Annotated in this window: 15 protein-coding genes and 2 tRNA genes; 8 read left to right on the plus strand and 9 right to left on the minus strand. The window is 43.0% G+C overall.

Annotated features, from left to right (window positions below; genetic code table 11):
* From hisIE to GBN19_RS02275, 8 genes are all read left to right on the plus strand, one after another.
* Entirely contained in the window at window positions 1-789 is a 789-nt protein-coding gene (gene hisIE, locus GBN19_RS02240) for a bifunctional phosphoribosyl-AMP cyclohydrolase/phosphoribosyl-ATP diphosphatase HisIE (RefSeq protein WP_151776993.1), read from the plus strand.
* The gene (locus tag GBN19_RS02245; protein WP_228271194.1) at window positions 725-2,272 is read left to right on the plus strand and encodes a UvrD-helicase domain-containing protein; all 1,548 of its coding nucleotides are present in this window, start codon (window positions 725-727) and stop codon (window positions 2,270-2,272) included. The genes hisIE and GBN19_RS02245 overlap by 65 nt, the downstream gene beginning before the upstream one ends.
* Before the next feature lie 322 nt (window positions 2,273-2,594).
* On the plus strand, window positions 2,595-5,420 hold the full coding sequence (locus GBN19_RS02250) for a monovalent cation/H+ antiporter subunit A (RefSeq protein ID WP_151776994.1): 2,826 nt from the start codon (window positions 2,595-2,597) through the stop codon (window positions 5,418-5,420).
* A gap of 4 nt (window positions 5,421-5,424) precedes the next feature.
* Window positions 5,425-5,796 carry a Na+/H+ antiporter subunit C gene (locus tag GBN19_RS02255; RefSeq protein ID WP_151776995.1) on the plus strand — a complete coding sequence of 124 codons (372 nt, stop codon included), beginning with the start codon at window positions 5,425-5,427 and terminating at the stop codon, window positions 5,794-5,796.
* Window positions 5,793-7,616, plus strand: a complete 1,824-nt coding sequence (locus GBN19_RS02260) for a monovalent cation/H+ antiporter subunit D (protein WP_151776996.1) — start codon at window positions 5,793-5,795, stop codon at window positions 7,614-7,616. The genes GBN19_RS02255 and GBN19_RS02260 overlap by 4 nt, the downstream gene beginning before the upstream one ends.
* Before the next feature lie 2 nt (window positions 7,617-7,618).
* Window positions 7,619-8,140, plus strand: a complete 522-nt coding sequence (locus GBN19_RS02265) for a Na+/H+ antiporter subunit E (RefSeq protein ID WP_151708488.1) — start codon at window positions 7,619-7,621, stop codon at window positions 8,138-8,140.
* Window positions 8,137-8,412 carry a monovalent cation/H+ antiporter subunit F gene (locus GBN19_RS02270; protein WP_151708487.1) on the plus strand — a complete coding sequence of 92 codons (276 nt, stop codon included), beginning with the start codon at window positions 8,137-8,139 and terminating at the stop codon, window positions 8,410-8,412. Before GBN19_RS02265 ends, GBN19_RS02270 begins: the two co-directional genes overlap by 4 nt.
* 15 nt (window positions 8,413-8,427) lie before the next feature.
* Window positions 8,428-8,835, plus strand: a complete 408-nt coding sequence (locus GBN19_RS02275) for a Na+/H+ antiporter subunit G (RefSeq protein WP_151776997.1) — start codon at window positions 8,428-8,430, stop codon at window positions 8,833-8,835.
* Window positions 8,836-8,914: 79 nt separating this feature from the next.
* Here the strand turns inward: GBN19_RS02275 and GBN19_RS02280 are convergent, their stop codons facing one another.
* From GBN19_RS02280 to GBN19_RS02320, 9 genes are all read right to left on the minus strand, one after another.
* A complete protein-coding gene (locus GBN19_RS02280) occupies window positions 8,915-9,307 on the minus strand; it encodes a ribosome-binding factor A (RefSeq protein ID WP_111893739.1) in 393 nt (130 codons plus the stop codon).
* The gene (gene infB, locus GBN19_RS02285; RefSeq protein WP_151708484.1) at window positions 9,307-12,003 is read right to left on the minus strand and encodes a translation initiation factor IF-2; all 2,697 of its coding nucleotides are present in this window, start codon (window positions 12,001-12,003) and stop codon (window positions 9,307-9,309) included. Before infB ends, GBN19_RS02280 begins: the two co-directional genes overlap by 1 nt.
* Before the next feature lie 10 nt (window positions 12,004-12,013).
* Complete coding sequence (gene nusA, locus GBN19_RS02290) at window positions 12,014-13,498, minus strand: transcription termination factor NusA (RefSeq protein WP_151776998.1); 1,485 nt, start codon at window positions 13,496-13,498, stop codon at window positions 12,014-12,016.
* A gap of 32 nt (window positions 13,499-13,530) precedes the next feature.
* Complete coding sequence (gene rimP, locus GBN19_RS02295) at window positions 13,531-14,055, minus strand: ribosome maturation factor RimP (protein WP_151708482.1); 525 nt, start codon at window positions 14,053-14,055, stop codon at window positions 13,531-13,533.
* Window positions 14,056-14,260: 205 nt separating this feature from the next.
* Window positions 14,261-14,337: transfer RNA gene (locus tag GBN19_RS02300), tRNA-Met, on the minus strand.
* Between the two features lie 66 nt (window positions 14,338-14,403).
* Window positions 14,404-14,480: transfer RNA gene (locus GBN19_RS02305), tRNA-Met, on the minus strand.
* A gap of 449 nt (window positions 14,481-14,929) precedes the next feature.
* The gene (gene tfpZ / locus GBN19_RS02310) at window positions 14,930-15,625 is read right to left on the minus strand and encodes a TfpX/TfpZ family type IV pilin accessory protein (protein WP_151776999.1); all 696 of its coding nucleotides are present in this window, start codon (window positions 15,623-15,625) and stop codon (window positions 14,930-14,932) included.
* A 50-nt stretch (window positions 15,626-15,675) separates the two neighbouring features.
* Complete coding sequence (locus GBN19_RS02315) at window positions 15,676-16,092, minus strand: hypothetical protein (RefSeq protein WP_151777000.1); 417 nt, start codon at window positions 16,090-16,092, stop codon at window positions 15,676-15,678.
* A gap of 73 nt (window positions 16,093-16,165) precedes the next feature.
* Window positions 16,166-16,672, minus strand: coding sequence for a pilin (locus GBN19_RS02320; protein ID WP_151777001.1), 507 nt, complete (start codon window positions 16,670-16,672; stop codon window positions 16,166-16,168).
* Between the last annotated feature and the right edge of the window lie 286 nt (window positions 16,673-16,958).

A 16,958-nucleotide genomic window follows, 5' to 3' on the forward strand; every position in this document is an offset into this window, starting at 1 on the left:
ATGAACAATATGCAATGGCTCGATGAAGTAAAATTTAACGAACAAGGTCTGATTCCTGCGATTGCACAGCATCATCATACTGGACGGATTTTGATGGTGGCATGGATGAACCGCGAGTCGCTTGCACTGACTGCCGAGAAAAAACAGGCGGTGTATTTTTCCCGTTCACGTCAAAAACTCTGGCATAAAGGTGAAGAATCTGGACACTTCCAGACTGTGCATGAAATTCGTCTCGACTGCGATGCCGACGTGATTGTGCTGCAAATTGAACAACATGGCGGCATTGCTTGCCATACAGGTCGTGAATCGTGTTTCTATCGCAAACTGACTGAAAACGGTTGGGAAATTGTCGATGCTCAGCTCAAAGATCCGAACGAGATTTACCACAATACGACATCAAGCAATCCGCATACCCTTGCCATGTCTGCATCGAATGCACAGGCTGAAACTGTCGATGTACTCGATTACTTGGGCAAAATGATGATCGAGCGTAAAGCGGCTGATCCTGAAAGTTCTTATGTCGCGAAGCTGTATCACAAAGGGCTCAACAAGATTTTAGAAAAAGTCGGCGAAGAAAGCATTGAAACGGTGATTGCTGCGAAAGATTTCGCTGGCCATGCCAGCGAAGACAATAAAAATGACCTGATCTACGAAGTGGCTGACTTGTGGTTCCACAGCATCGTGATGCTCGGCTATTTCGACATTGACCCGCAAATCGTGCTGAATGAACTGGCACGCCGCCAAGGTTTATCTGGACTGGTTGAAAAGGCCAATCGTGCAGCCCACTAAACCGACTGCCGAACAGCAGATCGCCATTGAGCATGCGCTTCGTGGCGAATCATTTAAAGTGGTCGCCTACGCAGGTACAGGTAAAACCACTACCCTGCAAATGATCAGTGCTGCCATGCCTGAACGGCGCGGCATGTATCTGGCGTTTAACAAAGCCATTGCCAGTGAAGCCCAACAAAAGTTTCACCGCAATGTCGACAGCCGCACTTTTCACTCGCTTGCCTACCGTAGCGTGCCGCGCAACATTACCGACAAATTGCGTTTACCTCGTCTCAGTCCAAGTTTTCTGGCGAAAGAATATCGGCTTGAACCGATTACCCTGCGCCGTTTGATGGGTGGACGTTACGAAAAATACGCACTGATGCCAAGCCGCCTTGCCAGTATCGTGGCGAATGCTGTGGGCTACTTCTGTGCCACCAGTTCGCAATATCCTGCACCGCGCCATATACAAGTACCGAGTTGGCTGCATCCCGATGATGCAACCGCCTTGCAACAGCATTTATACCCTGCATTGGAACGCCGTTGGCTGGATTCGGTCAATCCACAACATCAGGCAGGGATTGGGCATGACATTTATTTAAAACTGTGGGCATTGTCGGAACCGCATATTCCCGCAGACTATATTCTGTTTGATGAAGCGCAAGATGCCGACCCGCTCATGCTCGGTATTTTGCTGCAACAGAAAAATACCCAAGTGATTTATGTTGGCGATGCCCATCAACAAATTTATGCATGGCGCGGTGCAGTCAATGCCATGCAAAAGCTGCCACTGACCGAATCACGTCTCACCACTTCATTTCGTTTTGGTGAACCGATTGCCGAGGTTGCCAACAGTCTGCTCGGTGGGCTGAAAGAAACCGTTCCCTTGCATGGCAACCCTGAACGACAATCTTCCGTGTTCAACAAACCACATACCAAAAAACGCGATGCGATTTTATGCCGTACCAATGCCCGCGCCATGGAGTTACTGTTAGCAGGTTTGGTCAGTGGTGAAAAAGTCAGCTTGCAAGCCGATCATGCCCGTCTGAACCGTTTTATTGATGCTGCCAGTATGCTGAAACAAGGCAAACGCGTGACTGATGTGCCTGAACTGGCATGGTTCAATTCATGGCATGACGTGCATGAATACTGTGAAACCAACGAAGGCAGTGACATTAAACCTTTAGTCAAATTGGTAGATGATCATGGCACAGCACCATTAAAACGCGCCTTGGAAAAAATTACCCCGATTCAAGAAGCGGACTATGTGATTTCGACTGCGCATAAAGCCAAAGGTCTGGAATGGGATCGGGTGCATCTGGAAGATGACTATCAGTTCAAACTCAATGCCCATGACCACAAAATCAGTGATGAAGAATTACGCCTGCTGTATGTGGCCTGCACCCGCGCCAAAACCAGTTTAAATATTCATTATATTTATGATCTAATCCAACAACTTAAGCAGAAAAATCCGCTCAAATCCCATGCCATTTCAACCTCTTAACCCCATCTAAAAAATCGGCTTCATTCTGTAACAAATTTATTTGAAAAAAATCATAATGAGAATAGGCATTTATCGGGCAAGCAGCAGAATCGACTCGAAAAAGGCTGGCTTTAGTATTCAAAAAATGTAGAATAATCTTGCACTTATTTTAGTGCAGCACATATTCTAATCACTCAACCCAGTCGGTCTTTTTGGTTTCAACCGAGTAGAGCGCACTTCGGCTTTTAGAAATTGAATATTGGAATGCTCCTTGCACGCCTCTGATTTTTAAAAGAAACATAACGTTTAGGTTTCGACCTAATTTACAACTAGGGATTCAGGTGTGTTAGCCATAATCATACTGTTACCTTTGCTCTTTGGCACTGGATTGGTTGCATGTTTATCTAAGGCATCTCGCCTGCTCAACATGTTGACCGCCATTAGCGTGAGTTTAAGTTGTTTTGGGCTTTTGCTCAGTCAGTCCAGTTCCGTCTTCCATGGTGCAACGCTGTTGCAAACTTGGTTATGGCTTCCAGAACTAGGTCTTAATTTTAGTTTCCGTCTCGATGCCTTGGGGCTGCTGTTTGGCTTGCTCATCAGTGGCATCGGCACACTCATTTTTATTTATGCCTATTATTATTTAGGGCCAAAAAACTCCCTGAGCAAATTGTATGGTCTGCTTATGCTATTTATGGCAGCCATGCTTGGGATTTCCCTCTCTAACAACCTGATTATGTTGTTGGTTTTTTGGGAACTCACCAGTATTTCCTCATTTTTATTAGTGGCTTACTGGCATCGTTATGATGCAGCTCAACGTGGCTCACGCATGGCACTCCTCATTACAGGAATGGGGGGACTGGCAATGCTGGGGGGCTTTATGCTGCTTGGGCAAATGGCGGGCAGCTTCCAGCTCGATCAAATTCTGGCACTCGGTTCAAGTCTGCAAACACAGCCTTTATTTGTACCTGCACTTTTAATGATTCTGCTCGGTGCATTTACCAAAAGTGCGCAGTTCCCGTTTCATTTTTGGCTTCCGAATGCCATGGCAGCACCCACCCCTGTTTCAGCTTATTTGCATTCGGCGACCATGGTCAAAGCAGGGATTTTTTTGGTCGCACGTTTACTGCCGATCTTTGTCGGTTTCAGTTTATTTCACAATCTCGTGACGATTGTCGGTCTGACGACTTTTGCGATTGGGGCTTTCTTTGCCATTTTCAAAGAAGACCTCAAAGGCTTACTGGCCTACTCCACCATCAGCCATTTGGGGCTGATCATGTGTTTACTCGGTTTAGGTTCGCCCCTTGCAGTTGCTGCCGCAATTTTCCATATTTTAAACCACGCCACTTTTAAGGCAGCGTTGTTTATGATCGCGGGGATTATTGACCATGAAACAGGTACGCGTAGCCTAAAAAAATTACAAGGCGTGTGGCATTTACTGCCGTTTACAGGCACACTGACCATGATTACCGCTTCTGCTATGGCAGGCGTGCCATTCACCAATGGTTTTTTATCCAAAGAAATGTTCTTTACTGAACTGGTTCAGCATTTGTCTGGTTTTAGTCTCATTTTAGGCGTTGCAGTTGCTACATTGGCAGGGATTTTTGCGGTTGCCTACTCGTTCCGTCTGGTGCATGGGGTATTTTTCGATGGTGAAATCGGCGAACAAATCCCCAACCCTCATGCACATGAACCTCAGCTTGGTATGCGTAGCCCAATTATTTTGCTGGCAAGTTTATGTATTTTAGTGGGTATTTTCCCTGCTTTCTTTGCTGAACCACTGGTCAATCAAGTCACTCGTGCATCGCTACAACTCAACGAATTTCATGGAGCACACCTTGCAATTTGGCATGGCTTCAACATTCCACTGATCATGAGTATTATCGCGCTGTTTGGTGGCGCAAGCTTCTATTTCCATTTAAATCGTGGTGCGCTCATTCGCCGTATCGACATGGAAGACTATCTGGGCAAACTGCAAGGCAAACTGATTTTTGAATATCTGATGCAGCAAATTGTCTATGCTGCGCGTGCTGTCAAACTCAAAACCGAAACAGGCAAATTACAGCATTATTTGTTTTGGATTATCGCCTTTACCGTGATGATGCTATTCATTCCAATGTATAGCAATCCCCTTCGCACAGGTACACATTTACTGACTCAGGCTCCATGGCTTGCCATTATTTTATGGTTATTGCTGTTTAGTGCCTGCTGGATGATGCTGTGGTTTCACCATGAACGGATTAAAGCGGTGCTGATCAGTGGTGCGGTCGGTCTGGTGGTGACGATGGTTTTTATCGCATTGTCCGCCCCTGATTTAGCACTCACCCAAATTACAGTGGATGTGGTCACCACTGTACTGTTGCTGATGAGCTTATCATTATTACCACAGCTTACCCCTTATGAATCAACACAAACCCAGCGTTGGCGCGATGCGATTATCGCGATTGTTGCAGGTCTAGGAATTGGCTGGATCACATGGTTGATGCTGACTCGCGATCACGATTCAATTTCATGGTTCTTTGTCCAGCAATCTCTACCGTTAGGTGGCGGTTCAAATATTGTCAACGTGATTTTGGTTGACTTCCGTGGTTTCGATACCTTTGGTGAAATTAGTGTTTTAGGAATTGCTGCAATTGGAACACTCTCTCTGATGGATGGCATGCGAACCCACGGCACCACCATCACCCAAGGTCTGACCTATCGCTTTAACCCTTCTCCACTGCTAGTACGAACCACAGCATCATGGGTGTTGCCTGTAGCCTTAGTCGTCAGTCTGTATATTTTCATGCGCGGGCACAATTACCCTGGTGGTGGCTTCATTGCAGGCTTAATTACCGCGATGGCGTTGATCATTCAATATATTGCTTTGGGTCAGGATTATGCCGAGCAGCTTATCAAAGCCAAGTCGGGACGTTTGTATGAAATCTGGATTGGTACAGGCTTAAGCATTGCAGGTGTCACAGGTGTGTTGGCATGGCTCTGGTCACGTCCATTTTTAACCAGTGCGCATGTTTATCTCAATGTTCCTATTCTTGGAAAATTACATTTGGCATCGGCAGCACTTTTTGACTTAGGGGTTTATTTCACCGTGGTGGGCGCAACCATGCTCATGATTTCAGTCTTAGGTGACTCACGTCATACCAATATTTCTGGCCCTGTGGCAAAGGAGTAATCATATGATTAGTTTAGAATTACTACTGGCTTCAGCCATCGGATTATTGGTCGCCACAGGCGTATATTTGCTGCTACGTGCACGTACTTTCCCAGTGGTACTCGGTTTAGCCATGATTGGTTATGCCGTGAACTTATTCCTTTTTGCTACAGGACGCATTCAGGTCAATGCCCCTGCGATTTTAACCCAAACCACACGCGTCACAGATCCATTGCCACAAGCTTTGGTACTGACTGCTATTGTGATTGGTTTTGCCACGACAGCATTTATTGTGCAACTGGCTTTACGCAGTCGCTATGAGTCAGGGACAGACCATGTAGATTCCAAAGAACTGACTGAGTTAGCAGATGACCCGAGTGAGGATAAAGCATCATGATGGCTTGGTTGGATTTTTGGCAACAACACACCCCGATTTTCAGTATTTTAATTCCTGCTTTTACAGGGTTTGCGCTGTTACTTCTCGGTAATCCTGGTGCAGGGCAACTGGCTCAAGATCATCGTCAAATATGGCGTCGTGGTCTGAGTATTTTCTCAACAGCATTGGGTCTGATCACTGCCATCAGTTATCTCATGCATGCCAGTACAGGTCAAATCAGTGTTTATCAACTGAGTGAATGGTCTGCGCCTTTTGGGATTGTTTTAGTCCTTGATCGTCTGTCAGCCTTTATGCTGCTGCTGACCTATATTTTGGCGTTGCCGATTGTTATCTATGCGAGCCAAGATTGGGATGCCCGTGGGCGCTATTTCCATGCCTTATTCCAATTTTTATTGATGGGGCTATGTGGTGCTTTTCTGACTGCTGACTTGTTTAACCTGTTCGTTTTCTTTGAAATTCTGCTGATGGCATCGTATGTCTTACTGATTCATGGGCAAGGTAAAGCACGTTTCCAGTTAGGCATTCATTATGTGGTCATTAACCTACTCGCAAGTGCGCTGTTCCTGATCGGTTTAGGACTGATTTATGCCAGTGTGGGTAGCTTAAACATGGCCGATGTAGCACGAATTTTCCCAACATTGCCAGAGGATCAAGCGACACTGGCACAGACAGGCGGTTATTTACTGTTTATTGTATTTGCAATTAAAGCTGCGGTACTACCTTTGGGCTTTTGGCTCCCGAAAACCTATGCGGTTGCCAGTACGCCTGTTGCCGCTATTTTCACAGTCATGACCAAAGTCGGTCTGTATGCAATTTTACGGGTCAACTCGGTGATCTTCCTCAATGATCACAGCAATCCACTGTTTGATATCTTATTGATTTTGGGTTTAATCAGCTCACTCTATGGGGTTTTGGGGGCGATTGGTGCTCTGCGTTTAAGGCGCTTTGTCGGCTTTATGATTTTGTCTTCACTCGGAACGATTTGTGTTGCGATTGGTTTACATCGCACTGAAGCATGGTCAGCAGGACTCTATTATCTGTTTCATAGTACCGTGATTGGTGCAGCCTTTTATTTGCTGTGTGGCTGGATTACTGCACAACGTGGTGAGTTTAAAGATCATATCAATATTGCTCCACGCATGAAGCAAGAACGACTTTTGTCGATTTGCTTTTTTATCATTGCTTTAATGATGGCAGGTTTGCCACCTTTTAGTGGTTTTTTGGGTAAAGTCTTCATTTTACATGCTGCTCAGCATCATCCTTTACAGCTTTGGATTATTGCAGGTGTGCTGATCGTCAGTTTACTGAGTCTTGTCGCGTTTATTCGAGTGGGCTTTATTTTATTTTGGCAATCTAGTGAACCTGAAGATAACCCTCAAACAGAAGCCTATCAAACCTATCAGGCATTGCCTGCAGTTGCTCCTAAGGGTAACGACTATGCGCTGTATTTTCTGTTGAGTTTACTCATCGTTTATATGATCGCAGCTCGCCCCATTCAGCATTATCTTACGGCTGCCAGTATGCAACTGGAGCAACAGAGCCTCTATCAGCACCTCATTTTAAAACGGGATGCAGATGGACAATATATTAGTACTCAGCCTTTTGATCCCGAATATATTCCAGAAACGAAATATGGCGGGGAAAATCCTGATGCCAATGCACACCTTATTCCAAGTATTATCAGCCCGAATAGTTTGCATGGTGAACATATTTCACTATACAAGCAGCGCCAAATTCATGATCAATTAAAGCAACTTGAGGACTCATCCAATACGCCTGATCATGATCATTTCAAGTTACAGTCTGTGGAGGAGCACTAAGTATGAGTCAACATTCTTGGGCTGATCGTTGCCTCCCTCACCCATTTGTATCTATTGTGGTCGCATGCTCTTGGCTGATTCTATCGCATAGCTTAGATGCTTCAGATCTGTTATTGGCTTTAGTACTGGCGGTTTTTATTCCCCAATTACTCAACCGTTTCATTATCCGCACCCCCAATATTGACTGGAAAACGGCTATTCAGCTGTTTTTTGTGGTTCTTCGTGATATTGTCGTATCGAACTTTGTCGTGGCTAAACTGGTGTTAGGTTCTACTGAAAAGTTACAACCAAAGTGGTTTCGAGTGCCACTTGATACACAGCATGAGCAAGTCAATTCCCTGCTGGCAATGATTATTACCACTACCCCTGGAACGGTCAGTGCAGGAATCGATCAGGAGCGTGGAGACATTTTGGTTCATGCACTGAGCTGTGATGATCCTCAGGCTGAAATTGATCAGATTAAACAGCGCTACGAAGCCCCTTTACTAAAAATTTTCAATGTTAAACAAGGAGAAAGCATATGATCATTTTGCCGTATGTCTTGGGCATTTGTTTAATCATGATGTGTATTTCCATGTTGTTATGCTTGGTGCGCTTAGTGTTCGGCCCTTCAATTGTTGACCGATTATTGGCGCTCGACACACTGTTTCTAAATGCCACAGGTCTGGTGATTGTCCTCGGCATCTACTGGACAACGACACAGTTGTTTGAAGGTGCATTATTGGTGGCCATGTTGGGATTTGTGTCTACGGTTGCCTTGGCGCGTTACTTCACCACAGGTCATGTGATTGACTAAGCAGGAGAATCAAAGATGCAATTCTTGATGGAAATTTTGGTGTCATTCTTCTTGCTGGTCGGTAGTTTCTTTATGCTGGTCGGTGGGATTGGCATGGTTCGCCTGCCCGATTTGTTTACACGTCTACATGCACCAACCAAATCTAGTACACTCGGTTTAGGAAGCTTCTTGATTGCTGCGATGATCTATTGGGCATTTCAGGGGCATTTTGGTTTTGCTGAATTACTGATTACCTTGCTGGCTTTTATTACTGCACCTGTATCTGCAAATCTGATGGCACAGGCTGCTTTACACCTTAAACTCCGCTCTTTAAGTGGTGATGTGCCTGAAGCAATTGAACGTCTATTACCTTGGGATAGTTATCGTTTACAGCATCGGGCAAGAAAACGCGAACAGCGTTTTAATCAAACACCTGATGAATAAAAAACACTGATGAAAGCAGCCTAATGCAAAAATAACTTAAAGCCCAATCATAAAGAAGCCACCCGAAGGTGGCTTTTTCTTATTCTTTATCCTGCTCTGGCAAGTCTTTGACTGCCTCGGCAATCAGACCAAACATATAGTTACCATAAGCATTGGTCTTGTCATAATGGAAACGCAATCTTGGCGTAATACGTGTCTTGATACGACGACTCAATTCATGACGCAAGAAACCAGAAGCTTTATTTAATACATCTAAAGTTTCTTTATTTGCTGCTTCACTTTGCTCATCGCCCAGTTCACGTCCCATTACAGTGACATAAACTTCAGCATAACCCATGTCCGCACTGACTTTCACCGCCGAGATGGTCACATAACCACCTAGGCGTGGATCTTTCAGCTCTTGGCGAATCAGTTCTGACAACTCACGTTGTACTGAATCAGCCATACGCTTCAGACGTTGACTACCCGCCATTAAAGACTCCGTTTCACAATTTGAACATCATACACTTCGATCTTGTCGAGTGGTTTGATGTCTTTATAACCTTTCACAGCAAGACCACATTCCATACCTGCACGAACTTCCTCCACCACGTCTTTATAACGACGAAGAGATTCAAGCTCACCTTGGAATACCACCACATCTTCACGCAAGACACGGATTGGTTTGTTACGGTGAATCACACCTTCCATAACCATACAGCCCGCAGCCGCACCGAACTTGCTTGAACGGAACACTTCACGAACCTGTGCAACACCCAAGATAGTCTCACGATGTTCAGGTGCCAACTTACCGCTCATGGCATCTTTCACGTCGTCGATCAATTCATAGATGACACTGTAGTAACGAATGTCGATACCATCTTGATCTGCTTTCTGACGTGCAGTTGCATCGGCACGAACGTTAAAGCCAAGCAATACAGCTTCAGAAGATTCTGCCAAAGTCACGTCAGATTCAGTGATTGCACCCACACCAGAACTGATGATGCGTACTTTCACTTCGTCCATCGACAATTCAGTCAATGCTGCATTCAATGCTTCCAATGTACCGCGTACATCAGTTTTCAATACAACGTTAACGGTTGGAATATCTTTCTTGCCCATAGATGCCATGATGTTTTCAAGACGCATTGCACTTTGACGATCAATACGTTTTTGACGTTCACGGTCAGCACGCGCATCAGCAACTTCACGTGCTTTTTTCTCATCATTCACGACAAGAACTTCATCACCTGCCATTGGTGCATCTGGAAGACCCAGGATTTCCACAGGAATTGAAGGACCCGCTGATTTAATTGGCTGACCATTTTCATCCGACATGGCACGTACACGACCGTAAGATGAACCTGCAAGAACCAAGTCACCGACATTCAATGTACCGTTTTGTACCAAGATCGAAGTCACAGCACCACGACCTTTGTCAACACGTGCTTCAATGACAACACCTTGTGCAGCACCTTCTTCAGAAGCTTGAAGCTCTAGCATTTCTGCCTGAATCAAGATCAAATCAAGAAGTTCATCAATACCTTGACCTGAGTGCGCTGAAACCATTGCAACTGGAACGTCACCGCCCCACTGTTCAGGTACGATTTGTTTGGTGGTCAATTCATTCAATACGCGATCTGGATCAGCAGATTCTTTATCCATTTTGTTGATCGCAACAATGATTGGCGTACCCGCAGCACGAGCATGGTCAATTGCTTCTGCAGTTTGTGGCATTACACCATCATCTGCTGCAACAACCAGTACCACGATGTCCGTTGCTTTCGCACCACGTGAACGCATTGCAGTAAACGCTGCGTGTCCCGGAGTATCAAGGAAGGTAATAATCCCTTTTTGAGTTTCCACATGGTAAGCACCGATGTGCTGAGTGATCCCGCCTGCTTCGCCCGCAGCCACTTTAGAGCGACGAATACGGTCAAGTAATGACGTTTTACCATGGTCAACGTGACCCATGATTGTTACCACTGGCGGACGAGTACTTAGCTCACCACGTTTTTGCTCAGCAGCTTCAATTAAGTTATCTTCAGCTTGAGTATCAGAAACAAGAATCGGGTTATGACCCATTTCTTCAACCACAAGTGCAGCTGTATCTTGGTCAATTGACTGGTTCTGAGTGACTAACTCACCCATTTTCATGAGTGTTTTAATGACTTCACGAACTTTCACAGCCATTTTCTGTGCAAGATCACCAACGACGATTGTTGAACCAATTTCAACATCATACACTTGTTTTTTAACTGGTTTTTCAAAACCATGCTTGTTGGCTTGGCTTGTTTTCAAACCACGCTTGTGATGTGATTTCTGGAAGTTTTGCTCTTCTTGATTACGTCCGCCTTTTTTCGCGCTACGTGTATCTTTCGCATTACCACCACGTTTGATTTCACGGTCTTCTTGATTGAAAGAATCTTCATACGCCTGACCAACAAGACCAGCCGCAAGTGGAGAATCATCAATCACACGAATTGTTGTGGTTGCATCATCATTTGAGTATTTTGATGCCATTTTACGCATTTGCTCAAGCGTGCGTTGCTGCGCTTCTTCAGCTGCTTTACGACGAGCTGCTTCTTCAGTTGCTTTCAGCTGTGCAGTTTGTGCTTCACGCGCTTTTTTCTGTTCTGCGGTTTCTGCTGGTTTTGGTAATGGTTTCAATGCACCACCACCACGTTTTTTAACCACAACCGCAGTTTTTGGACTTTCTACCACTTTGTCTTGCTTGTGCGCAGCGCGCATTGCTTCTAAAGTTGCTGTCGCTTTGTTTTCAGACTGGCGACGGCTTTGTTCTTGAGCACGTGCTTGAGCATCAGCATCGGCACGTACTTTATTGTCAGCTTCAAGCTTGGCTTTTGCTTCAGCTTTAATCTGCTCTGGATCAGGCTTAGTAAACGTATGCTTTTTACGGACTTCTACGTTAATGGTTTTGGCTTTGCCTGAGGTACTTGCAACTTTAGCTGTACTGGTTGTTTTACGTTTCAACGTGATTTTTCCTGCATTACCACTGTCCTGCCCATGAACTTTCTTCAAATAGCTGACAAGGGTATCTTGCTGTTCTGTAGTAATGATATCGTCGGCACGACGCTGTGGTAGCCCTGCATCACGAACTTGTTCTAGAAGTTTTTCAACTGAACGTCCTACATTTTGTGCCAATTCTTTAATCGACTTGTCTGTCATTCACCACCTCCTAGTTAAACCATGATTCACGTGCTTTCATGATCAATTGACCCGCAGTTTCAGCATTTAAACCGTCGATATCGCTAATATCATCAGTTGCTTGATCTGCCAAATCATCAATCGTCACAATGCCACGACCGGCAAGGGCATACGCAATCTCTTGAGTCATACCTTGCATATTTAACAATTCTTCACTTGGTTCTTGCACATTTTCTTGTTGCGCTAAAGCATCTGCCAAAGCAGCCTCTTTCGCACGCGATTGCAATAATGTGACTGTATCTTCATCCAAATCGATTTCTTCGAATGTTTCAACAGGAACGTAAGCGATTTCTTCAAGTGAAGTAAAGCCCATCTCAACCAATGCCATCGCCAAGCCTTCATCAATATCCAAACGTGTTACAAACATGTCTAAATATTGTTGTGCTTCATTTTGCTGACGCGCACGGTATTCATCTTCAAGCATCATATCGAGCTTAAAGCCAGTCAATTCAGACGCTAAACGTACGTTTTGACCTTGAGAACCAATTGCACGAGCCAACTGATCGCTGGTTGCAAAAATGATGTCTGCGGTTCTTGCATCTTCATCAATTACAATGCCTGATACATCAGCAGGTTCCAATGCACTTGCAATATATTGCGCTGGATCATCGGACCACACCACAACATCGATACGCTCACCATTCAGCTCAGACTGAACCGCTTGGATACGTGTACCGCGCATACCAATACATGCGCCCACTGGATCAATACGGTGATCATTGGTTTTCACTGCAATTTTAGCACGTACACCCGCTTGACGCGCTGCTGCTTTAATCTCGATGATTTCTTCAGAAATTTCTGGAATTTCTTTTTTCATCAAAGCAACAAGCATGTCAGGATGTGAACGTGACAATAACAACTGTGCACCACGACCTTCACGGTTGACTTCGTAAAGAATTGCATTCACACGTTGTTTTGGACGCAAAATTTCTTTTGGAATCATTTGGTCACGCGCCAAATATGCTTCAGCGTTGTCACCTAAATCGATAATAAAGCCATCTTTGGTTTGTTTTTTCACTTCACCGTAGATGAGCTCGCCCACTTTAGCAGCATACGCATCAGCAACCAATGCACGTTCCGCTTCACGAATTTTTTGAACAATCACTTGTTTCGCAATTTGTGCTGCAATACGACCGAACTCAATCGATTCAACTTCTAATTCACGGATATCGCCAATTGACCATTTTGCAGGGTCAACATCAGAAATCGCATCTTGGCAAGCTGGCATTTCATGATCTTCATCTGCCACAACTTCCCATTGACGGAAAGTACGGTAGTCACCTGTTTTACGATCAATTTCAACACGTAAGCGAGCTTCTTCCGAATTTGTGCCTTCGTAGAATTTTTTCTTAGTCGCAGCAACTAACGCTTGTTCAAGTGCTTCAAAGATGGCTTCGCGGCTTACACCTTTTTCATTACTAACCGTCTCTGCAACGGTAAGAATCTCACGACCCATAAGTCACCTATATCTCAGATTTTCTTAATAATTTAGTCTTGATAAACCAAGTTTGCTTTGTCGATGTTATGCGCATCAATGTCAAGAACCTGTTGCTTCTCTACTTCAACCTGAATGGTTTCAGCTTCTAAATCAACCGCAACGAGTTTTGCCTGAAATTTACGACGGTTATCGACAGCGCTAATCAAGCGCAAAGCTACTTGATGCCCGATATAATCTGGCAACTGTGCCAATTGGAAAAATGGTCGATCCCAACCTGGTGAAGACACTTCAAGTGCATATTCACCTGAAATTGGATCATGCACATCAAGCATTGCACCCACTTGCTGGGTCACTTTCACACAGTCTTCAACACCAATGCCACGACCACGCTCAACCTCACCATCTTCATTGATGACAGGTTCAGCATTTTCATCAACTGGTTTATCAATATAGATGCGCAATAAAGATCGCTTACCTTGAGGTAGAAATTCAATTCCCCAAAGCTCAACACCGCAAGCACTCACTGCAGGGGCGATTAGATCTTGTAACGCTTGGGTTTTATTTGATAGTTTCATGTACTCTCGTCATTTTTTGTGCAATACAACAATCGGCGAAACACCGATGCAACCTTTGGTAGTGAAACACGATTTTTTGACCAATTGATGTCGGCACTACACGATCGCCAATAAAAAAGGGCGTTAATTCGCCCCATCTGTCACAACAAGCAATGCCCATTGTGCAAAAAGGCCCACCTGTCTGTGAGCCTTCTCGAAAGAATCTTGGTAGCGGGAGCTGGATTTGAACCAACGACCTTCGGGTTATGAGCCCGACGAGCTACCAGACTGCTCCATCCCGCACTAACGATGCAATATTCTAACTAAATTTCTATTTAGCTTCAATAAAGTTGCATAGCTTTATTGAATTGGTAGCGGGAGCTGGATTTGAACCAACGACCTTCGGGTTATGAGCCCGACGAGCTACCAGACTGCTCCATCCCGCATCAATAGACTTACTTTCTGGTTTAAAGTAAGTTTTTCTATCAGTTTTGAACTGATTGGCGCATTGTATAGAAGACCTTATACATGTGCAAGGACTTTTGCACTTTTTTGTTGCAGATGCATCCAATATGACATTTTTTGTTCAATTTATCATTTTTCTTGCTTAATTTTTTGATAAACCTAGCAGTCAGCCAGAAAATCACGATCAAATTCTATTTTTGTAAGAAAAAGCTTACATGGTTTTATGATTTTTGCCTCTATTGTGATTTTGTTCTCACAATTAATATAGGGTCATCAGCAAATGGAAATGAACAACGGATTTGCTCTCACATGGATTGTATGCTGAGTTGTCAATGGAACGACAAAGAATGGATGTCAGTAAACTGGATGTTTGACAAAGATACTAAACCCGAGCTTGCTCGGGTTTTATCTTTTTTATTGATTGATGTATTTATTTCCATGGTCTTAAATCGACGATTTTAACCACTTCACCACTCTTTTTATTCAGTAAAACCACCATATCTACCGCATTGGCTTTTAAGGGAACCCAAGCATTCGCCGATGGATATTGCTTTAAAATATTTGCACCAACCAGTTGATTATTGAATTGGTTTAATAATTTTAAATCTTGGGCTTTTTGTAAAATTTGGGCTTTTGCTTGCCCAAAGTCGACATATCGCTTTGGTTGCTGAGCAAGTGATACCCCACCAAGCACTTCATTAAATAAATCTTGATTTCGCTCATTTATATTTTTAGCCAGCTCAACAGCAACAAACCTAGGTTTTAAAAATGATGGCTGTTGATATTGCGGTAATACTTTATCTTTTTTATTTATGATTAAATCATTATTACGAACTAACTCAAAACGATCTACAACATAAGCAATATAAACAGGTCGCCCTTGAGCAATACTATAAAAACCATAAAAAAATGCAAAAAGCTGAATTAAAACAATCACTGTTAAATCAAATTTTAATGATTTTTTGCCTTCTTTATAGATAAAAAAACAAAGAATTGGCCCAACAATCACATCAATTGTCAGCATCAATAGAAAAATGTGCGTCACTCCCACCGCTTTTGCTAGAGGTGTGGGATACCACATAAAGAAAACAATGCTGAGCGTAATACATGCTATTAGAAAAGAAATAGATAAGTGCGTTAAAAAAAAATTTAAGGCGTTTAGACATAAAAAATATACTACTTACTATTAGCTTTAAAAAAATATCTTAAGTGCTCTTCTCTTAAAGAGTCAATCATCGATAGAAATTCAGAAAAATGCTGAGTTGGCAATTTTCCACGATCAATAAACTTTTTATCAGGAATAATATTAATTAGATTACTCAATTGTTCATGCAACTCTATGAGTACAGATACATCAATAATATTTTTTGCACCTTCTATTTTTTTAGCAGGGGGACTCTCCAAATTAATACTACGAAGTTGCTTTAAGATTATCACTATATTTTTAATACATCCTTCCACTATATTATGAACTATATTCTTAACATTCTCTTCGTCATTATTTTCACATACCCAATCTTTCAACAGAATTGGTAAATCGTTACTCATCAATTGAAATTGAGATAAAAATATATTTGGTGATATATAGTTCATTTCTGTCTCACTAAACTTTTTCCTTTTAAATAAAAATGCACCAATATGGTGCATTTTTATAACTAAATATTTATTAAGGAGTTACAGGTAAAGTTGCTGCATAAGAACAAGCCTTACCAACAAATTTTTGATCTGCATCAGATGAACATGTCCAAGTACCATCAGCAGTACGAGACCATTCAACATGCTTACCAATGATACCAGGATTACCTGAACTAAATGTAAGAATAATAGCACCAGCGCCAGTATCAGTACCTTGTTTGAGTGCGATTGTACCAAAAGTTGGATTAACAATACCTAACTCACTTGGTGTTTGGCCTGGAACGGCTGCTTTATAACCTGTTTGACCAGGAGTACCAGTTGCTGCCGCAGCTTTGGTAGTGCCATCAGGAAATGCACCATATTCCATTACAAAAGACTCAACACCTGTTTTATTAGATGCCACTGTTTGCACCGCAGATGCTACGTTAGAACGACCTACATAGTTTTGATACTGTGGGATCGCAATCGCAGCCAAAATACCAATGATCGCAACAACGATCATCAATTCAATTAAAGTAAAACCTTTTTGTGCGTTCATAGACTTTCTCCAAAAGCGGAAATTATTTTGTATTTGTATAATTTACTTATACAATTTGTTTGTACTCCAATAATAGCACAGACTATGCCATATTTTTAATAGCTTTGATTTTAAAAGATTTAATTTTTTTGTATTTTTCTAGGCTTTAAAATCTGACTTTTTTGAAATAGCGTCGAGTTAGAAACTGACATTTTTTGTCAACTCTTGACCCAATTTTAGTAGATTGATTTTTTTTTAACTTATTTTTATTTATTCATTCGGCAGAAAAGCTAAAACTTATACAATT

Source organism: Acinetobacter brisouii, from assembly GCF_008993995.1.
Taxonomy (GTDB): Bacteria; Pseudomonadota; Gammaproteobacteria; order Pseudomonadales; family Moraxellaceae; genus Acinetobacter; species Acinetobacter brisouii_A.